The 17,231-nt window shown below is 45.1% G+C and carries 15 protein-coding genes and 1 pseudogene; 4 read left to right on the top strand and 12 right to left on the bottom strand.

Annotated elements, in window-relative coordinates:
• Positions 1-619: 619 nt before the first annotated feature.
• From AAKU64_RS20130 to AAKU64_RS20150, 5 genes are all read right to left on the bottom strand, one after another.
• Positions 620-1,810 carry a hypothetical protein gene (locus AAKU64_RS20130; protein ID WP_354362816.1) on the bottom strand — a complete coding sequence of 397 codons (1,191 nt, stop codon included), beginning with the start codon at positions 1,808-1,810 and terminating at the stop codon, positions 620-622.
• Positions 1,811-1,997: 187 nt separating this feature from the next.
• Positions 1,998-3,656, bottom strand: a complete 1,659-nt coding sequence (locus AAKU64_RS20135) for an NRAMP family divalent metal transporter (protein ID WP_354362817.1) — start codon at positions 3,654-3,656, stop codon at positions 1,998-2,000.
• A gap of 11 nt (positions 3,657-3,667) precedes the next feature.
• Positions 3,668-5,026, bottom strand: a complete 1,359-nt coding sequence (locus AAKU64_RS20140; protein ID WP_354362819.1) for a carbohydrate porin — start codon at positions 5,024-5,026, stop codon at positions 3,668-3,670.
• 600 nt (positions 5,027-5,626) lie between these two features.
• Complete coding sequence (locus tag AAKU64_RS20145; protein ID WP_354334756.1) at positions 5,627-5,986, bottom strand: hypothetical protein; 360 nt, start codon at positions 5,984-5,986, stop codon at positions 5,627-5,629.
• A gap of 818 nt (positions 5,987-6,804) precedes the next feature.
• On the bottom strand, positions 6,805-7,074 hold the full coding sequence (locus AAKU64_RS20150; RefSeq protein ID WP_354334754.1) for a metal-sensing transcriptional repressor: 270 nt from the start codon (positions 7,072-7,074) through the stop codon (positions 6,805-6,807).
• A gap of 618 nt (positions 7,075-7,692) precedes the next feature.
• On the opposite strand from AAKU64_RS20150, the gene AAKU64_RS20155 reads away from it, so the two are divergent.
• A complete protein-coding gene (locus AAKU64_RS20155) occupies positions 7,693-8,448 on the top strand; it encodes an MgtC/SapB family protein (protein WP_503012720.1) in 756 nt (251 codons plus the stop codon).
• Between the two features lie 176 nt (positions 8,449-8,624).
• On the opposite strand, the gene AAKU64_RS20160 is transcribed toward AAKU64_RS20155, so the two are convergent.
• Positions 8,625-9,518, bottom strand: coding sequence for an SEL1-like repeat protein (locus AAKU64_RS20160; RefSeq protein WP_354362821.1), 894 nt, complete (start codon positions 9,516-9,518; stop codon positions 8,625-8,627).
• Positions 9,519-10,346: 828 nt separating this feature from the next.
• Between AAKU64_RS20160 and AAKU64_RS20165 the strand changes: the two genes are divergently transcribed.
• Together AAKU64_RS20165 and trfA are read left to right on the top strand one after the other, a co-directional pair.
• Entirely contained in the window at positions 10,347-10,679 is a 333-nt protein-coding gene (locus AAKU64_RS20165; protein WP_354362822.1) for a helix-turn-helix transcriptional regulator, read from the top strand.
• A 2-nt stretch (positions 10,680-10,681) separates the two neighbouring features.
• Complete coding sequence (gene trfA / locus AAKU64_RS20170; protein WP_354362823.1) at positions 10,682-11,608, top strand: plasmid replication initiator TrfA; 927 nt, start codon at positions 10,682-10,684, stop codon at positions 11,606-11,608.
• Positions 11,609-12,011: 403 nt separating this feature from the next.
• Here the strand turns inward: trfA and AAKU64_RS20175 are convergent, their stop codons facing one another.
• Together AAKU64_RS20175 and AAKU64_RS20180 are read right to left on the bottom strand one after the other, a co-directional pair.
• Entirely contained in the window at positions 12,012-12,788 is a 777-nt protein-coding gene (locus tag AAKU64_RS20175; protein WP_354362824.1) for a DUF3560 domain-containing protein, read from the bottom strand.
• Positions 12,789-12,824: 36 nt separating this feature from the next.
• The gene (locus AAKU64_RS20180; protein ID WP_354362825.1) at positions 12,825-13,238 is read right to left on the bottom strand and encodes a hypothetical protein; all 414 of its coding nucleotides are present in this window, start codon (positions 13,236-13,238) and stop codon (positions 12,825-12,827) included.
• Positions 13,239-13,684: 446 nt separating this feature from the next.
• On the opposite strand from AAKU64_RS20180, the pseudogene AAKU64_RS20185 reads away from it, so the two are divergent.
• Positions 13,685-14,095 (top strand): annotated as a pseudogene (locus AAKU64_RS20185) (N-6 DNA methylase); the annotation flags it as partial.
• 268 nt (positions 14,096-14,363) lie between these two features.
• On the opposite strand, the gene AAKU64_RS20190 reads toward AAKU64_RS20185, so the two are convergent.
• The 4 genes from AAKU64_RS20190 to AAKU64_RS20205 form a co-directional block, all read right to left on the bottom strand.
• On the bottom strand, positions 14,364-15,161 hold the full coding sequence (locus AAKU64_RS20190; protein WP_354335460.1) for an ankyrin repeat domain-containing protein: 798 nt from the start codon (positions 15,159-15,161) through the stop codon (positions 14,364-14,366).
• On the bottom strand, positions 15,161-16,138 hold the full coding sequence (locus tag AAKU64_RS20195) for a hypothetical protein (RefSeq protein ID WP_354335458.1): 978 nt from the start codon (positions 16,136-16,138) through the stop codon (positions 15,161-15,163). The genes AAKU64_RS20190 and AAKU64_RS20195 overlap by 1 nt, the downstream gene beginning before the upstream one ends.
• A 16-nt stretch (positions 16,139-16,154) precedes the next feature.
• Complete coding sequence (locus AAKU64_RS20200; RefSeq protein ID WP_354335456.1) at positions 16,155-16,517, bottom strand: PAAR-like domain-containing protein; 363 nt, start codon at positions 16,515-16,517, stop codon at positions 16,155-16,157.
• On the bottom strand, positions 16,514-17,231 hold a 718-nt coding region (locus AAKU64_RS20205; protein WP_354362826.1), incomplete at its 5' end, for a DUF2169 domain-containing protein. The genes AAKU64_RS20205 and AAKU64_RS20200, both read right to left, overlap by 4 nt.

Genomic DNA, 17,231 nt, shown 5'->3' on the forward strand with positions numbered 1-17,231 from the left:
CCTACCTGTAAAAATAATCGTATTGATGAATTGTTGCCGCTGCGGGCAAAATCGGTTGTTTGCTGATCGTCTAGGTGGGACTGTCGGACGCATACATAAATGTAACACAAAGTAATTATTTGTATCAAAGCTAAACGTACAACCCATATGGATTGCTATTGGCTAGTAGGCTCGCAATGGTTAGGGCAAAACGCCGAAAGTACGTCTATCTTCGGTAGGATTTCTATGGCGGCGACGCAGAGAAATGCGCGCTTGGATTGATAGTCTAATGCCAAGAATAAGGCTGAAACTGCTGAATGTCGTTTCAGTGCTCCTCCAAGAAATTGAGTTTCCGCGGAGGCTCATTCTACTAAGGTGACGTAAAATTAACGTTGCGTCGGACAGAAAATTATTACTTGTAACAAAATCTCCCCGAATTTATATTTTTTAAAACGATTTTTCAATAACTCTTACCGGACGATTCGCTGCCGATACAAGCTACGGTCGATTGCGATGAAATGAAAATGTTGGCTGATTAGTTTTATGCTTTTCGGTGGAAATTCTTACAGTTTTAGGGAGATATTACTTTCAGCAGAATTTTTCATTTCTAACCAATAATGCGATAGGTCTATTAATTTCGCTACAAGCAATAATCATCGTTTTCTAAATAGACAGAGGTATTAAACTGTTCCCGCGTATTAGGTTGGTCGTACCGAATTTGTAAGCTTTTTACACTAGCGCTGAGGCCTAGAAGTATCATCAAAAAAGCACATAGATGGGAAATTTTCGTTTCAAATCGCGCATATCTGATCGAAAGTCTGTATTCGCTTTTTGCATCTCTGACTACCGATAATGCTTTTGATAAAAGTGTCATTAGCATGCTACTTAAGAGCATACATAAAACAAGACTGGTACCAAATAAAAACGTCTTGATTTCTAAACTCATCAGCATGAACGCTATCAGCAAACTTCGGGGAAGCATTGGACGAGTTAACGCGAGTGAGGTAAATTGAGAGTAGGTGATCACATTAGCCTTAGTTTGAGTTAATACCGTGTTAGTTTCAACTAAACTTTGTTTGTGTTTGGTCTTCTGTGCGTCAGAATTTTTTTCGCTATCTATCAATGAATTATGTTTGAAAAAAGGGACTTCGAAGACATGAGTATGATGCAAATGTGATAATGATAGCTTGGCGACAAATCTGTAGGGTGGAAGAATTTCTTGAACCGACTCAAGAAAACCATCGCACTGAACGAAGCCAAAAATTTGATTAAGCTCATTTCCACGGCTTACCTCTACACTAATTTCTTCTGCTGCCCATATGTGTTCGTCTGCTGATTCAGAGAAAAGACGAAAGCGTACTGTATGGCTCATTTCCATGACGTCGAATCGTACGACACCATGCCCTGTGTCAATTCTCCTAATCTCAATCTTACACTTTTCAAGAGGATAGACGTTCTCCTGAAGATATTCTTGGGATACTAGTTTGAGCCGCTGGCGGTTAAATACAATGATCCAAATACCAAACCCAATTATTAAAATGGCGGATCCTAGTTGAACAGAAAACTTGGTCATTACATCGGGTAGAAGTTGAGCCATACCTATGAGTGACAACACGGTCAAGCCTATAAAACTCGATTGAAAAATTTTAATTAGTGTTATTGAAATTGGTTGCTCAGGAATATCTAGTATCGCGTTCATCACCCATGTATTTGCCTCCTTTTCCCCTAAAATAAAATGGAGACCATGTAGAGCACCCAATAGGATGGAGATACTAATAAATAATAAATTCGGGAAGTTATCAGTGCAAATCTGAATTAAAAAATTATACATAAAGTGCTCTTGCGATAGTTTATACGATGCAAAATGGATATAGACACACAAATTTGCTAAACTAAATTTGCAATCGTTTGCTACTGAGATGAGTAGAATATAACTATTAATCCACGCGAAGATTATGTAACGCTCCACTGCAATAACATTACAGTGGAGCGTTAAGGATAAGTGTTGATTTTTATACTCAGGTAGATTGCCCAAAGGTGAGCAGTATCATTTTAAAAATCAACATTCCTCCTGCCGCCACCAAATAGCCACGCAATACGATCATCCAGACTTTGCTGAGCAAGCTGATTTGTGCTGCTGGCAGTTGTGCCACTGGCGGCATGCGCCAGGTATCCCGAAGTGAACGATCTATTGTCACCTGGATGATCTTGCTTTGTCCTTTTCTAGCTTCATACAGGTTGCTCCCTGCTACCGACAAAATAGTAGCTGCAACGCCGCCAACTAATATCCACAAAATTTGCGCTTCAGTAATATCTGGAAATAGAACTGAGGCGGTCAGGATAATGGACATCATCACTAATACCGCGACGACAGCACCCGCAAAATAGTTGATAAGTTTCGAATTTACCCATGGACCGAGAACGTCTTTATCATTACAAAGTAAAAGTAGAAATACCGTAGCGCTAGGCAATAGAACACCAGCTAAAGTTTGTACTAGATTCGTTAGTAGTCCCAAAGGGACTCCTGGCGTTAATACCAACGCCGCCGCAATGGCAATCAAGGCGCAATACACCGCATAAAATCCTTTTGCATCACTTGCCTTACGATGAAGAGAATGCTTGAGTGATAAAACATCGCCTAGTGCATATGCAGTCGATAGCGATACTGCAGACGCACCGATAACACTGGCGTCAATTAATGCCACGGCAAACAAGATCCCCGGAACTCGTCCAAAGTATTTTTCAATTCCTGTCGCTACGGTACCCGCATCGACAAAATTTCCAAACTCTGGCTTACCATCAAAAGCGTGGGCACAAAACGCCATCATCGCTACCGCACCAATAATCACTATTAAGATGCCAAGCCACAGATCAATACGCTCGTATTTGATAAAACGCGGTGTAATACGTTTATCGATTACATAACTCTGTTGAAAAAACAGTTGCCATGGCGCGACGGTGGTGCCGACAATTGCAATGATCAGCAACATAACCTCACTCAACTTGCTATGAGAGGGCATGCCAGGTATAAAAAAGTCATGGGCGATTTGTGTAATTGGAGGATGGATCATGAATGCGACCGGTACTAACAACAAACTACCCATCACCAGTAACATCGCAAAGCGCTCAAAACTACGAAAGCTTCCGGTGGTAGCAGTCGCCATAATGACCAAGGCAGCAGCGGCGATACCCCATACTTTGGATACGCCCAAATAGTCCAAGCCAAGACTGATGCCAATAAATTCGGTCACAATCGTCAACGCATTTAATATGAACAAGTCAATCACGCTAAAGGCGCCCCAGAATTTCCCGAATCGTTCAAAAATTAAGCGCGCATGACCTACGCCGGTGACTGCACCAAGGCGTAATACCATCTCCTGATTGATATATAGGACTGGCACCAGCATCAACAGCGTCCACAATAAGGTGGTGCCGTAGTTTTGTCCCGCCTGCGTGTAAGTACCAAACGCCCCGGCATCATTGTCGCCAACCATCACAATCAAGCCAGGTCCTATGATGGCTAACAAAGTTTTAAATTTGCGCCACCAGGTGTTACGTGGCGCATTGTCATTGGCACCAATTGACCCGAAAGCGCCATGAATATCTCCGATATGCGCCTCGTCAAGCACGGCCGAGGTTTGGGTCATAATTTTTCTTGCTGTCGTATTAGTTGACATAATTCTCCTCCTCAGAATTCGGTATGTAGTCGTAACATCAGAACATTCACTGGTCCACGATCGCCGTTATATGCAGGATTTACGATGCGTTGATAGCCAGCGGCAAGCCAAGTAGCTTTGTACAAGTTGGCGTTATAAAAGGTTTCGATAATGCGCTCTGGCTGATAGTTAAGTTGACCGTCGCCGATAAAGGCTCCAAGGCCACCTAAAGATAAATATTTTTGATGTATTCCACTCAATCCGTTCTGCGCAACCGCGATACCGGCACTATCTTTGGGCCGTTCCCAACGATCACCTTTGACTAATAGGCCAGCGGTAATGGATCGTTCTATCTCTGTGAAAGAATAAGTTTCGGATTTACCATCAGCCCAACTAGCGCGCGCGAATACACCGATATCAGATCTCAGACTTTGCTCGAGACTAAGGCCATAACCGATTTTAAAATTTTCGCGTCGGACACTAGAAACATCGGGAACGCTGCCATTGACTTGCGCATAAACGATTGCATCCTCGTAATTGCCCATGATCTCTTTATTACGAAATGCCATCAATCGAACTTTACCTGCCATATCATTGATTGTATGGCTACGCTCTATCTCAATTTGATCCCCGTGATGCTTCATGATGCGAGTATCCAACGGCAGACCATTCGACTCTGCCGGCCCCATGAATCTACCTACGCGCAATGCCCAGTCATCATAATAAAGTTCCGTAGTAAATCCGGAGGTATAACCACGTGCGTCAGCTGCATAGTCATAAGCGCCGTGTGTTAAGAAAGACCAGTTTGTAAATTGTGTCCGTGGATCATGTGAATAAGCATTGTTATCGAAAAGGTCGATAACGCCAAGGTTACCTACCGTTACCACAAGACGACGTTTATCTACCATTCCAGCCAATTGGTTCGGCGCAGACTCGACTGGGTCACTACCACCATCGAATCCAAAGGTTTGCTTTAGATAGGCACGAGCTCGATAAAATTTAGGGTTAGGACCACTAGTTTTTTGCTGCTCACTATTGGTCAATCCGCCTAAACCGTGTAGTTCAGAAAACGGCACGGCTTGTATCATTTCTGGATTGAGATACAGCTCTGCACCTTTCCAAGGGCGGTAACCGAGAAAGGCGGTTGCGGTCAATGAATACGCATGCTCAGGGTCAGTACCCAAACTGTTAGTTCCGCTATACAGTGCGCTGAAAGACTGCTTTCTTTGCCAAAGATAAGTGGCCTGAAATTTAGCATTCCATATTTCTTCAGAAATAGTTTGTACAATTGGCTCTGAGGAAATCGGTTCTTGTGCTTGAACAATCAAAGGCAAACTCAACAGCCTAACGAGCAAAAAACTGATCAAAAATTTAATTTTATTTTGGTGCATTGGTAACTCCTTGGGGTGGATCGTCCTCTGCAAAAATCGCTACGACGACATGCTTAAGTGATTTGTGCAGAAGTTCTGTAAACACAAAGAGCCCAACATCAACAAGATGTTCTCGTTGCCCGATACTGCACCTGCGACCGTAGACGCAATTGCATGACGCAAGCAGAAAAATCTGCTTGTGAATTCTCAAAGCAAAACTATATAAATAAATCGGTTACATAGCCCATTGGTATAGGGGCATATAAAGCGAAAAATTTACAGTTAATTCAAGTAGTGGGATAAACAGAGAGATGAATGAATATCATCTTTGAGATACCACCGTCTGCCTACAGCAAGACGATGGCAAAGGAGTTCTTGCCGATCTTACCGGGACAGAGCCAAATCAAGAATTTGGCAACTACAACAATCGGAACAAGTGCCCATGAAGGGACTCCATAAAATGAAAACAACGCGACTATAAACTGCGAAATTTAATGTGTCAATACTTTTAAATCGTATAAATAATATCCTATGCTGGAGGATACGATTTAGTTAAAAAAAATTTAAACGGAATGAAAAATGACGATTAAAGAACGACGATTAATCAGCTAAGATAAGATGTCATCGTTTAAATAGTGCGACGGGAGGAACACCTTTCCATAGAACACTACGTACACTTTTTTCCAGTCCAAGTCGACTGACTAAGCTAACCAGAATCGCGCGCTCAGGAACTGTGCACCATAGCTGAATCACGATACGGGTTAGTACGCCATGTACTTCGGGTTCTATTTCGAACGTTTGCACTCCAGCTTTTATTTGGGGTACATATTGTTTCATCAGTGCTTCCACATCAGACGCATTTTCTGTTCTGCAAAAAGTAACGATCTCGTATAACATTTTTTGTTCAGAGTGAGTGAGGATGGCGTCTGTTGGATCTGGATATAGTCGTTTAGAAAATAATTTAAAAAAATGGAATGTCATGATGAATATCCTTTCCAATATAGGGTGAGACTTTGTGATTAAATCACCCGAGCTTATGCACAAAGGATCAGGTGAGATGCCTCACTTGCAATAAGTTACTTTATTTGACACAAAAGTATGCTGCAGTAGATGCCGCTATCCGAGTTAATTGCGTCGCCACAATCGTGAATTTGCTTGGCAATGGGGTCTCTGGAATAGCCAACGCGTTGTGAGGATAAATAACTGGCAGATTAGATACGAGAAGTCCGAAGTTCATGATACTGATCCTAATAGGTAGGCGTGCGTAGAGCAGTGGTTGATTAGTGAATGCGGCACTCTCTCGTGCTTACCAATTCACAATCATACTGATTGCTCCAAAACGCGATTTGAATAAAAAGTAATCGTTTTAAAGTTCTACAACTGGGGTCGTCAGGCAAGAGATAATCTCCGGTTCGTGCATCAACACTTGCAGTTTCGTACAAGCGGCTCTCTTTGCCATATCCACGGCAAAATTCGTCTGTAGATACTCGGGCGCGAAAAAACAATCCTATGTTTTTATGCCAGAGTACTAATAAAATAGTGCGCATTAATTACGAGACGACGAAAAAATTTCGAGTCGTTAGGAATAACGCTAGTTGCGAATTAATTGGGGAACTGCAAGATGCGCATAATCTGGTCATTTAACCAAGCTACGGCCATAAAATGGAAGGAGTCTGGTAAATTTAGTGCGCTATCGAAGCAGTGCCGCTACTGTAGTGGTCCAAGGTAATGCCTTATCAAAATAAAGTGCCGCAATAATGCTCCTGACTTATTGCCAATGTCAAGCTACTTTTTAAGCTCTACAAATATTTCGTAATTTCTTTAAATTCCCGAACAGTATCTGCCGCGTTATGCGACTTTGAGTTAGCCGCGATTTGAAGACAATGATCGATGTGATCATGTACAAACTTTTTTTTTGCATTGGTGATTGCTTTTTCCACCGCTTGCAATTGCTGTGCAATTTCGAGGCAATCGCGATCCTCTTCTAACATTTCAATAATGCTTTTTAAATGTCCGTTGGCGCGCTTTAGGCGTTTAATAATATCTGGATGTGATGTGTGTGTACTCATTTTTATCTTTTCCTGCCATAGCCTATTCTAGTAGCTAAGTTTATATGGTTAAACACTTCCTTGTATTTTTTTAACGTATTCATTTAATGGATGAGAATAAAAAGATTATTGATAGTTGATCTTGCTACTGACGCTCATAGACTGCTTTCTTAGATAAGTAAGTAAATCGCGATTGGATTTGGGTCACATAACTCAGAGCCTCGTCAATATTTAATGCGTAAAGTGGGCGTTTGTTCAGCCGGTTGAGCATTAAATGGAGCTCAAACTGAGACATTAATACGGGCTTCTCGCGTATAGCGTTACCAAAATATTTTAGTCATAAAATGACTTTATTTTGATGGTTTTTTTACTTGACATCTGAGTCAACGCGAAATTACAATCCGTCCCATCGCATCATATAGGAGTCCTATCTTGGACAGTAGTGGTAGTTATTTACGTAGATGGGCTTTCTGCCCTGTGATACACGCAAACACCAAGTAGACGCTCTTCTCTGCTCCAGTTTGCGCATGCGCAGACTGAGGTGCCTCGGCGATCTTTATCGCCTTAGTAACGTCCCCATCCAAAACTTTATTAGACCTGTCTGCTCCGCCGATCTACTTGGCATGGGCAACGACGTCGATGTCGCATACTACAAAGTGGGAGTATGTTTCACCTTGCAAGGGGATTGTAGTGGATTGGCATATTTTTACTCTTCGGGTTTTTCTTGCTCTGATATTAGGTTCGCTCATTGGAGCTGAGCGACAAATCAGGCAGCGAATGGCAGGTCTCCGCACTAATGCGTTGGTTGCTGCCGGCGCTTGTTTATTCGTGACGGTGTCAGAGTTTTCAGGAGATCCGCAAGGGCACGCGCGGATTGCGGCGCAAGTCGTTTCTGGAATTGGATTTCTCGGTGCTGGTGTCATTATGCGAGAGGGATTGAATGTGCGCGGCCTTAACACGGCGGCAACGCTATGGTGCTCGGCAGCAGTGGGTGTTTTGACCGGTTTGGGTTATCTGCTCGAAGGATCGATTGGCGCAGCAGCGATTTTAGGTGCCAACGTGTTACTCAGACGGTTCGCTCAGTTAATTAACAGCCAGGGCTTACAGAGTGCCATCGAAATCGACCAGCTTTACAAGGTCACTATTGTCTGCCGCGCAGAAGACGAAGTACATGTGCGAACCTTGATATTGCACATGTTAAATGGTATGCCACAATTGATGATCCAGTCATTACATAGCGAGGATCTACCTGCCGCAGGACAATTGGAAGTGCGGGCAGAGCTCATTACTTCTCCGAACAATCATTTCCACCTAGAACAGATTGTAAGCCGTATTAGCCTTGAAAAAGGCGTTAGCGCTGCACGCTGGGCCGTACTCAATACACCATTGATTTAGCCGAAAATAATGCCTTACAAAATATCATCAGCTAACTATAGGATGAGGCAATTCCTCGCTTCTTTCGCCCAAGCCAATCATAAAGATATGCACGTAAATGTAACATCCGAGAGCCACTAAAGTTTCTTGTCGCACTTAAATCTTAACACTGCCTAAACTGATTTTTGAGAATCGAATTACTTTTTACAACACTCGTTTGCCATGTATTTCCCTGCCTGTAGCGCAGTTTCAAAGTCTGCGGCAGACATTTGTGGACCAAATCTTCTGCGCAACTGGTCTTCGGATATATTTACATTACGTACGATTGCATCGGCAACAGTATAGGTAAGTGACATCTTTGTATCTCTCGGAAGCAATTCTCCAGCAAGATATACTTGTGCCAATAACGCCATAGCGAATGGTTCGCCTTGTTGAGCCGCTGCCACTAGATTCGAAACGGCTCCCTCTTTCCATTGCTGCACAATAGGATCATCACGGTTAGCAATCAAATCAATTGATTTGCCGTATGGTCCCTCCATGTAGAAATCTATCTGCGCTTTAACGTTACCGCCTCGCGCTGCCATGGATAAAAAATATAATCGTTCGCGCACTTGGGCTGGAGTAACGCCTTTACATATTTTTTGCAAGTCTTCTCGTTCACGTAAAAATTGTTCCCGATCAGCCGCATTCTCGAATTTAGCAATTGCGTCATCGTTATTGGCACAAACGGATTCAGCCTGATACACATGGTATGCCGCTTCCTGGTTTCCGGCTCGCGCAAGGGAGCTCCATTTAGAAATAAAATCACTGGCGGTGAGTCCGCCAAAGTCTACAGCTCTTCCATTACGCCCGTAAATAACATTAGGTATGTTTTTGTCTGTGACTTGAGTATCAGATTTTACTGGCCCACCCAATACGAATGGAGATACACCCCAATTATTTATCCCGGGTCGACTATTGCTGGAAATCGGTTTATTTTCTTTCTCTTCTAATTTATTTGATGCAACGAGATCAAGTGCTCCGGAAAAGTAGAAGATGGCGCAAAGTCCAACGCCGCTTAACATCAATAAAGTACAAGTAGAAATTTTCACAAAATTTTTTTGAAAGTGGCAAGAACACTAAATTATCTTGAGGATTTAGCTGAATGATTCCAGTAAACTCGATTGACCATTAATGAGACTTCTCCTCGCTGATAAAGAAACTGCAGCGGCTCCTTAGTGGCAGCCGATGCAGCGTATTAAAAAGCAAATACCAACGTTATTGCCACAGGTAGCAGTAAGCTTGGCTAGCCTCGAGATTGTCTCCTTCAGTTCCGTCCGCCGCCACTTCTTTAATGAAACCATCAGGGTGAGCATTATCTGGAGTTACATTGCAATTGTTGTGAACCCAATGGATGCCTAATCCGTTGGTACCGTGTTCGACTCACGGGAGGCCCACCAAATATAACGAAAATAACCCTTATGAATCATGGGTTTAACGTAAATAAACATTGGTGGTGATTGGTGTTAATTTGATGTAATTGCTCAATACCGATGTCCCAAGTTTGTCCCAAAAGCCGCCCCACAACGGGCGGCTTTTTTTCCGATTAACATTAGTGTTTGTTGTCATCGCGAGACGTTTACAAAAAATATTTGCGATGATCGGAATTATTTGGAAGTTGGCAGCCCCTCGCAACTTACAGCAATATTTCCGGCATATCGTGCAATAAGAGCAGAATTCTCTTGAATTTGCATAAGAAAAAAAATCTAAAAAATTATCCTTTTTCGACAAAAATATAGATATAAAAGCAGGGTATTCGCTTTTAATTAAATCGTGTCGTTTTCCGATAAAAATTCCCGCTTTGCCTTGATTGGAATCGCATTTGCTTGACGCAAATTTTGGCGATAACGTGTTTCCACGAACCTAAATGTGGGAATGAAATGAGCAATAAAAGCCAAATAGCATTACTACTCGACGAAATCAAAAAGGCCAATCTGGCTGAACCAATTTCGCAGCTGCCACAACTTCTTTTTTCTGACGATATCTCTAGAATTACTGGCCTGAGTATAACCACCATCAGGCATTACACAGGAAATGCTGAAAAATTTGGACACCTGCTTCCACGCTGGTTTAAATTGCCTGGCGCACGGCGCTTGGCATGGCTTCCTGGAACGGTTACAGATTGGATCCAGGCTGGGATAAATGCCGCGCCACAACCGAAACGTCGACGCGGCCGACCAACTAAGGCAAGCCAAGCACAACACGGACATTAATGATGTCCGTTCCGAATCAATTTCACTCTGAGAAAAAAACGGCTGACCTGCTGCTGTTTGTTGAGCAGATGTGGACGAAGGCGAAACAACGAGACGAGCGCGAACCGTTGCCGCGTACGCTCACACACAAGAATGTGGTGCAGTTGCCCTTCTGGCCGGAAGTAGCGAGAGGTGTGCCGAATGTAGCGCTACGGTCGGCCTTGTTCGGTGCGATCAAGAAGGGCGCACGCGCCTACCTTGAGCGGAGGGAGATACACGCGCAAGAGGGAATCCGCATTGTCTACACTGGGGCGCGCCTTGACCAAGGCGACCTCGATGTATGGGAAACCATTTTGCACACCGTGCGCCTTCAGGCGCTGGGCGATGAATGCCGCGTGACGGCGTACCAGCTCCTGAAGGTGATGGGCAAGACCGACACAGGGATCAACCGCGACACACTCGACCGCCGCGTAAGTCGCATGAAAGCGACGAGCCTAAACGTGACGGTGGGGCGTTACGGGTATGAGGGGAGCTTGATTGACGAGGTATTTCGCGATAAGGAAACCCGCCAGTACATCATTCGGCTGAATCCTAAGCTCAACGCCCTGTTCGCCGCCGATCAGTTCACGCAGGTCGATTGGACGGTGCGTCAAGCACTGGACGGCAAGCCGCTGGCTCAGTGGCTGCATGGCTTCTACGCCAGTCACGCCAAACCGTTTCCGATGAAGGTGGAAACGCTACACAAGCTCTGTGGCAGCGAAGGCGAGCTGCGCCGATTCCGGCAAACGCTCGGAGACGCGCTTAGTGATGTCGTCGCCGCTAGCGTTGCCAACGGCCAGAAGTTCTGCTTCGAAATGATTAATGACCTGGTGCACATAAAGAAGAAGGGTAGTGCCACCCAGCAACGGCACTTGGCCAACAACGCGAAGCCGCATCGACGCGGGCCGTGAGTGCCGTTGCAGCGGGTGCAAAATGCCGTTGCAGCGGGTGCGCTTTACCGTTGTTGCAGGTGCGCCTTACCGTTGTAGCAGGTGCGTTTAAAGTATGTAAAATCGTCCGGAAGGGCAGTATCCATGCGGGTTTCGATAAGTTATCCACAACTCGCTAATCTTTACTAATCTATCTTTAATCAGTGGACTGCGCTTCGCGCACAAGGAAAGACCGAACGGAGCGGATGCGCTTGAGGCGCACCGTAGAAGTGGCAAGGTCGCGTCCTGCGGCGCGATCTCACCATTCGGCGCTGTCCTGGCGTAGCCAGGCTGCGTCTGGCTACGCCAGATGAGACTCAAATCGCCTCGCTGCGGATTGTTTGGTCGGTGTTTAGTTTGGCTTTTAGGGGGGGCAAGTATTTTTTTATATGTTCTTATCGAGCATTTTACGCACCAGCTCACCGGCATAAATCCCGGCATTATTCAGCTGGCGCACCCAAGCGCCACGGTTCGGGCTCCATTTAAAACCATTGCGTTTTAAAACGTTGCGCACTTCTTCGGCTGGCTTGCCGTCAAATTCGAACATAACGCGGTTCTCGGCGGTGTCTTCGCGATACGTGTACCCTTCGCCCTGTTCTTCTTTATCGGCGCGTGTAGCGGCCTTTCCGAGCTCCTGGATGCGGTCTTTAATACGGCGCATGTTCGCGTTGTTATTGGTCAAGGCATAGGACGGAAAACCAACACGGCGGGAATAATCAGGTGTTTTCAGTTTTTCGATTTGTTCCGGCGTCCAGCCGATCGCGGCCAAACCTGCAACATCATCTTTTTTCAGCAAAGAATTAGTCTTTTTCATTTTCTCTTGCATTGCTTCCAAGCCGTCCAGCTGGCCGCGAAGCTTTGCGAGTGCGTCCGGGTCATCGCTAGAGATGCCGCCCCTGCCGACGCTGGCGGCGCGGCTCTCGTAGTGTGCGGCGGTCTTGCTCAGTTCGTGTGCCTTGTCCATCGAGCGGTGAATTTTTGCGCGAAAATTACGGTCGCGGCCTTCAGAATGGTGATCGATCAAAATCGGCTGACCGAATGGAATAACGGAAGCTAATTTTTGCGTTCTGGTGAAAATCATTGTGCTTTGCGTTTGTGCCTGGCTGGCCAGTTCTTCAAAACGGGCGCGGCGGGCTTCTTGTTTGGCTTCATAGTGGTTCATGGTGGGATCTCCGAAAAGTGAATGGGGGGGTGGTGCTTAATGCACCAGGTACAAAACAGGGGCAACGATCTGAGCCGGCGCCACTTTCGGCGCTTGACTGGCCGCGACTTTCGCCACCCAGCGTGAAATGCATTTATTGGCATACCCGATTGATTTTTGCGCTTCCTCGATGTCGGCAGCAAAACGGACAGGAACCAGCGGGATTAATGCCGTTACAGCTTCGATATGACGCCCCAGGCGGGTTTTAACGTCCATCCTGATAAATTCCTCTGTCGTCGCTCCGCCCAGGTCGTTACGGCTCCAATCCATAGACTGAACAGCACGGCGAAATTCGGAAATTTTGAGTTTTTTGGTAGTCATGATGTTTGTCCTTTGGTTTTCAATTTGCTTCTTAGATGCTTGTTCGGCGGATACTTGCTTTTGTTTTTCTGAATTCATTTTTGTTTTCATGGCGCATATTCCTTTTTTTAAAAAATTTGCTTCTTGAGTGGTGTCCCGGCGTTAAGGCATGGTTAGCAGGACGCATAAGAACGCCATGCAAGGGGAACGCGGAATAAAAAGAGAGTGCCGCAGGACACGAACGGCTTTATGCCGCGAAAGCCTCTTGTATGGTGTTCGCGCCCTGCTAAACGTTTTGCCTGTTAGCCGGGGCAATGCTCAAGAATTTTTGAAATGTGGCAGCACGAAAACGGTTTAAAAATGGGTTCGGAAAAACGGGCGCACCGCGCCCCTATAAGCGGCATAGCCGCTTACTAATCAGGTCTTTAGATTTCCTGCAGGGCGCAAAGCGTCGTGCTTGCAGTGTGGGGATAAGCTGACGGCTAAGGGGGTGCTTTAGCTGCCCCTTATTGAGTCGGTCTTGTTGTTGACTTTGGACATGGGATTGAAGCCCGCCAGGGGTGCCCGCTAATCTGTTCTATTCCACAGGTATCCCGGTCTGCATCCTGGTACTGAAGAAGTGCAAGAAGCCGAACAACGTGCTCTTTATCAACGCCAGCGGTCCGGAAAATTTTGAGAAAGGCAAACGCCAGAACCGCCTCATGGATGAACACATCGCCAAGATCATCGACACCTACCAATTCAGGAAAGAAGAGGAGCGCTATTCCAAGCAAGTCTCGATGGAGCGAATCGCAGAGGAAGGATATAACCTCAATATCTCGCGTTATATCAGCACCGGTACTCCGGAGAAAGAAATTGTCCTGAGCGATGTGAATGCAGAGTTGATCGATTTGGAGAGAAAAATCAAAGAAGCAAAAAAAAGACACAACGAATTCCTCAAAGAACTCGAGCAGCTGTTATTGCCATGATTATTCCATGTGTGATTGTGCAAGTCTGCTAGCGAAGAGAAAAAAAATGTGGGTATTTCGCGCCAAATATTTTTTGGCTATTGGCTGCTCAGTCAAGTTGGCAGCCATCTGGGGGAGGCTATGTTGGCGACAAAACAGACTTGTTTTTTGTCCAGCGTAGGCATTGAATGAGATGATCAACATTAGGCATATCAAAAGTCGCATGATTATTTTATTTGACTGCATTCAATAATCAACAATGACTAGGGCACTGATTTCGTTGACCATTTCACCTGGCACCGTATTTAGTCAACAAAGACGCAATGGCAGTATTTTTTCTCTTCGTTGCTAATTCAAGCATTGTTTCGCCTTTTTCATTTACGGTATTCGGGTCGGCACCACGCTCCAATAATGCGTTGACGGCATAAACTTTTTCACGAATAACAGCAATCCCTAATGCAGTAGTACCTCGTAATGCACGTGTATTAATGTTAGCTCCGTTGGAGATTAATTTATCTAGTAACCCCAACATCTCTGCACTGTCTGATTCTTCAGTAGATAACACCAGCTCCATAATGGGTCTTAACCCACTTGTATTAACATCAGAATTTGCTCCTTTATCTAACAGCAGATTGGCAATCGCAAACTGGTGGGAAGCAAGTGCAAAATTAAGTGCTAGTAGCACGCCGTTATAATGCCTATTCACATCGGCACCATTCTTGATAAGCAATTCGACTATGGTTTGATTGTTTCTATTTCCAATCGCATAATCGAGCGGAGTAAAATCAGTCTTCTTTCCTTCGATTGTGAAGGATAATGAAAGATTAACGTCTACTCCCCAATCAAGTAAAGTACGCAAAGCTTCCAAGTTGCGAGCATCTATTGCTGTGATCATTAGGGCAGACTGAACCGAGGGATCAACAGCCATCTTTCTGACAGATTTAAGTGCTGTGCGTAATTCATTTACTTGATCATTTTTGATATAGGTATTCAATACTTTGATATCATTTTTTTGATGTGCATTCGCGTCACTTATTTGTGTCCACAGAATTAACGAAAGAAGTAGCACTTTCATTATTGAGTTCATCATTTGTGTCCCGCTATCGTATTTAAGTAATCTTGCATTTCTTTGTATTTTCTTTGAGACATTAAATTGTGTGCTGTTATGTATTGATCATCAGTTAAGCGGCCACTTCCCCATGCGTCTTGCAACTTAAATTCAATTGACGCATCAGTAATAGCCCCATGCTTCTCGGTATCAAGCAAAGCTATACCGGTGTCAAGTAAAGGAGTAGCAACGCGGGTAACAGCCACGCCCACCGCAGAAGTAATACCCCTGATCGCTAGCTTAGATGCAGCCGCCGCTTTACCATATTCTTTTTCTAATCTCGGCACTTCTACTTTACGGTGCTCACCATATAGCGAATTAGAAAAGTATTCTTCTTTTGGCGCAGGCAAGGTAGAACTGCCACTTCCCAAGGCTTTGGAATAAGTACCAAAACCATCGCGCTTCATCATGTCTTTTATCGTATTCTCTGCCCATGCTGTAGGAATGCCCGTCGGCGCTTTACCCTGAAGTAAACTTCCAAGTGCACCAACCACTGCGCCGATAGCGGTATTGCCAGCGCCACCAGCTAAACTCATTCCCTTGCCTAATGATTGAAACTGAGGGATTTTCTGTAGCTTTATCCACGCTTCAGGATTGGATGTTTCTAATTCCGCCAGCACTTTATTTAACTTCGATGGATTGGTCTTTAAGTATTCAAGATACTCTTCATAATCCCTTAATTTAGGAATGTGTTTTCGTGCGGCTGCAATGGCTGCTTTGGCGTCATCGTAGCGTTTTTTCTGCTCTTCAGCCGTCATTTTCCCAGGTACATGATGAATCATGCCCCGAGTGTTAAATTGTTGCAGTGTTCCATTAATTTTAATTGTGCTGTTAAGGTTTGCAATCTCACTAGTCCGCTGTTTCTGCCATTTGGCAAGATCTTCAGGCGATGCTGGGGAGGAATTTTGGATTCCCGTACCATCGGTAAATACAATAGGTTTTTTATCATCAGGCATTTTATTTACCTCTTCTTTATTGTTTGCCGTTCATCCAGCACATATCCCCATCGCGCACTACTGGTATATCGTTTACTAAAACGGTTGCCTCATGTTCTTCTACCCAGACGATTCCGTTGCGAGTTTGAGAGAGTTTGCCGCCGTCAGGACATGCCGGTTCATTACCTTTTACTTGTGGTGCGTAAGAACTTTTGTAGAGAAACACCGGTTCATCGGTAAAAAAGACATCCGGCGAGCAGCTTTCGCTTTGCGATAAATCACAGGCGATGATGTAGGGAACTACACGTTTTCCGCTACCCGATGGCGTCCAGCAATAGTCTGGGTCTAGGCATACGGCGACAAACTTCGCGCTTTGTCGTGCGCCTTCCGGTGTTGTCATGCTGCGTCCTTTTGGCTAAGTTGTATGTAAGCGGGTTGATCCAACTCAGGAAGATTGGCGCGATAGAGTAGCGTGAGTTGGTTCAGGGTGACATCAATATGCACGGTGTCTAGCCGCATTTCTTCTAGCACTGGTTCGGCCAGATAGAGGTCTTGGTATTCAAGCGTAAAGGCATAGCCAGGTAAGCGCATTGATAATGTTTGGTCGCTACGTCGTGAGCTGGGGATAACTCGGTATAAATTGATGTAGGCATCTGCCGCGAGTTGATCCAGTTGCAGATCAGGGTGAGCACCATTCCAATACAAGGGATTAAAGTCTTCTGGCAAGAGCGGGTTGCGCTGTTGTTCCCATTTCTCATCAAAGGTGCCAGCCAAATCAATACGCGGTGTCCAGTGTTTGGGCACTGTGCCCCAGCCTGCCAAGGGATAAGGCTTGTGCGGTGCTGAGGGCAGTGACTTTTTATGCACCTCAATTTGCGGTGCGGTAAATGTGCGATGCTTGCACGCCCAGCGCTTAGCCCAACGACTGGCAAATAATCGACCTCGTTTTGTGTGCTGCCTGATTGCGGATGTCGTTGGCAAATAACCGCGCCCAAGCGGATTGCCGGAATGCGCAAAATGGGGTCGATTTGTTTTAGGTGCAATAAGTGACGGTAGGAGATCGAGCACTGGCGTGGGGGTAGTTCTGTAAGTCAATGATTTTATTAAGGTTTCA

The sequence above is a fragment of the Undibacterium sp. GrIS 1.8 genome, from assembly GCF_040544445.1.
Taxonomy (GTDB): domain Bacteria; phylum Pseudomonadota; class Gammaproteobacteria; order Burkholderiales; family Burkholderiaceae_D; genus Undibacterium.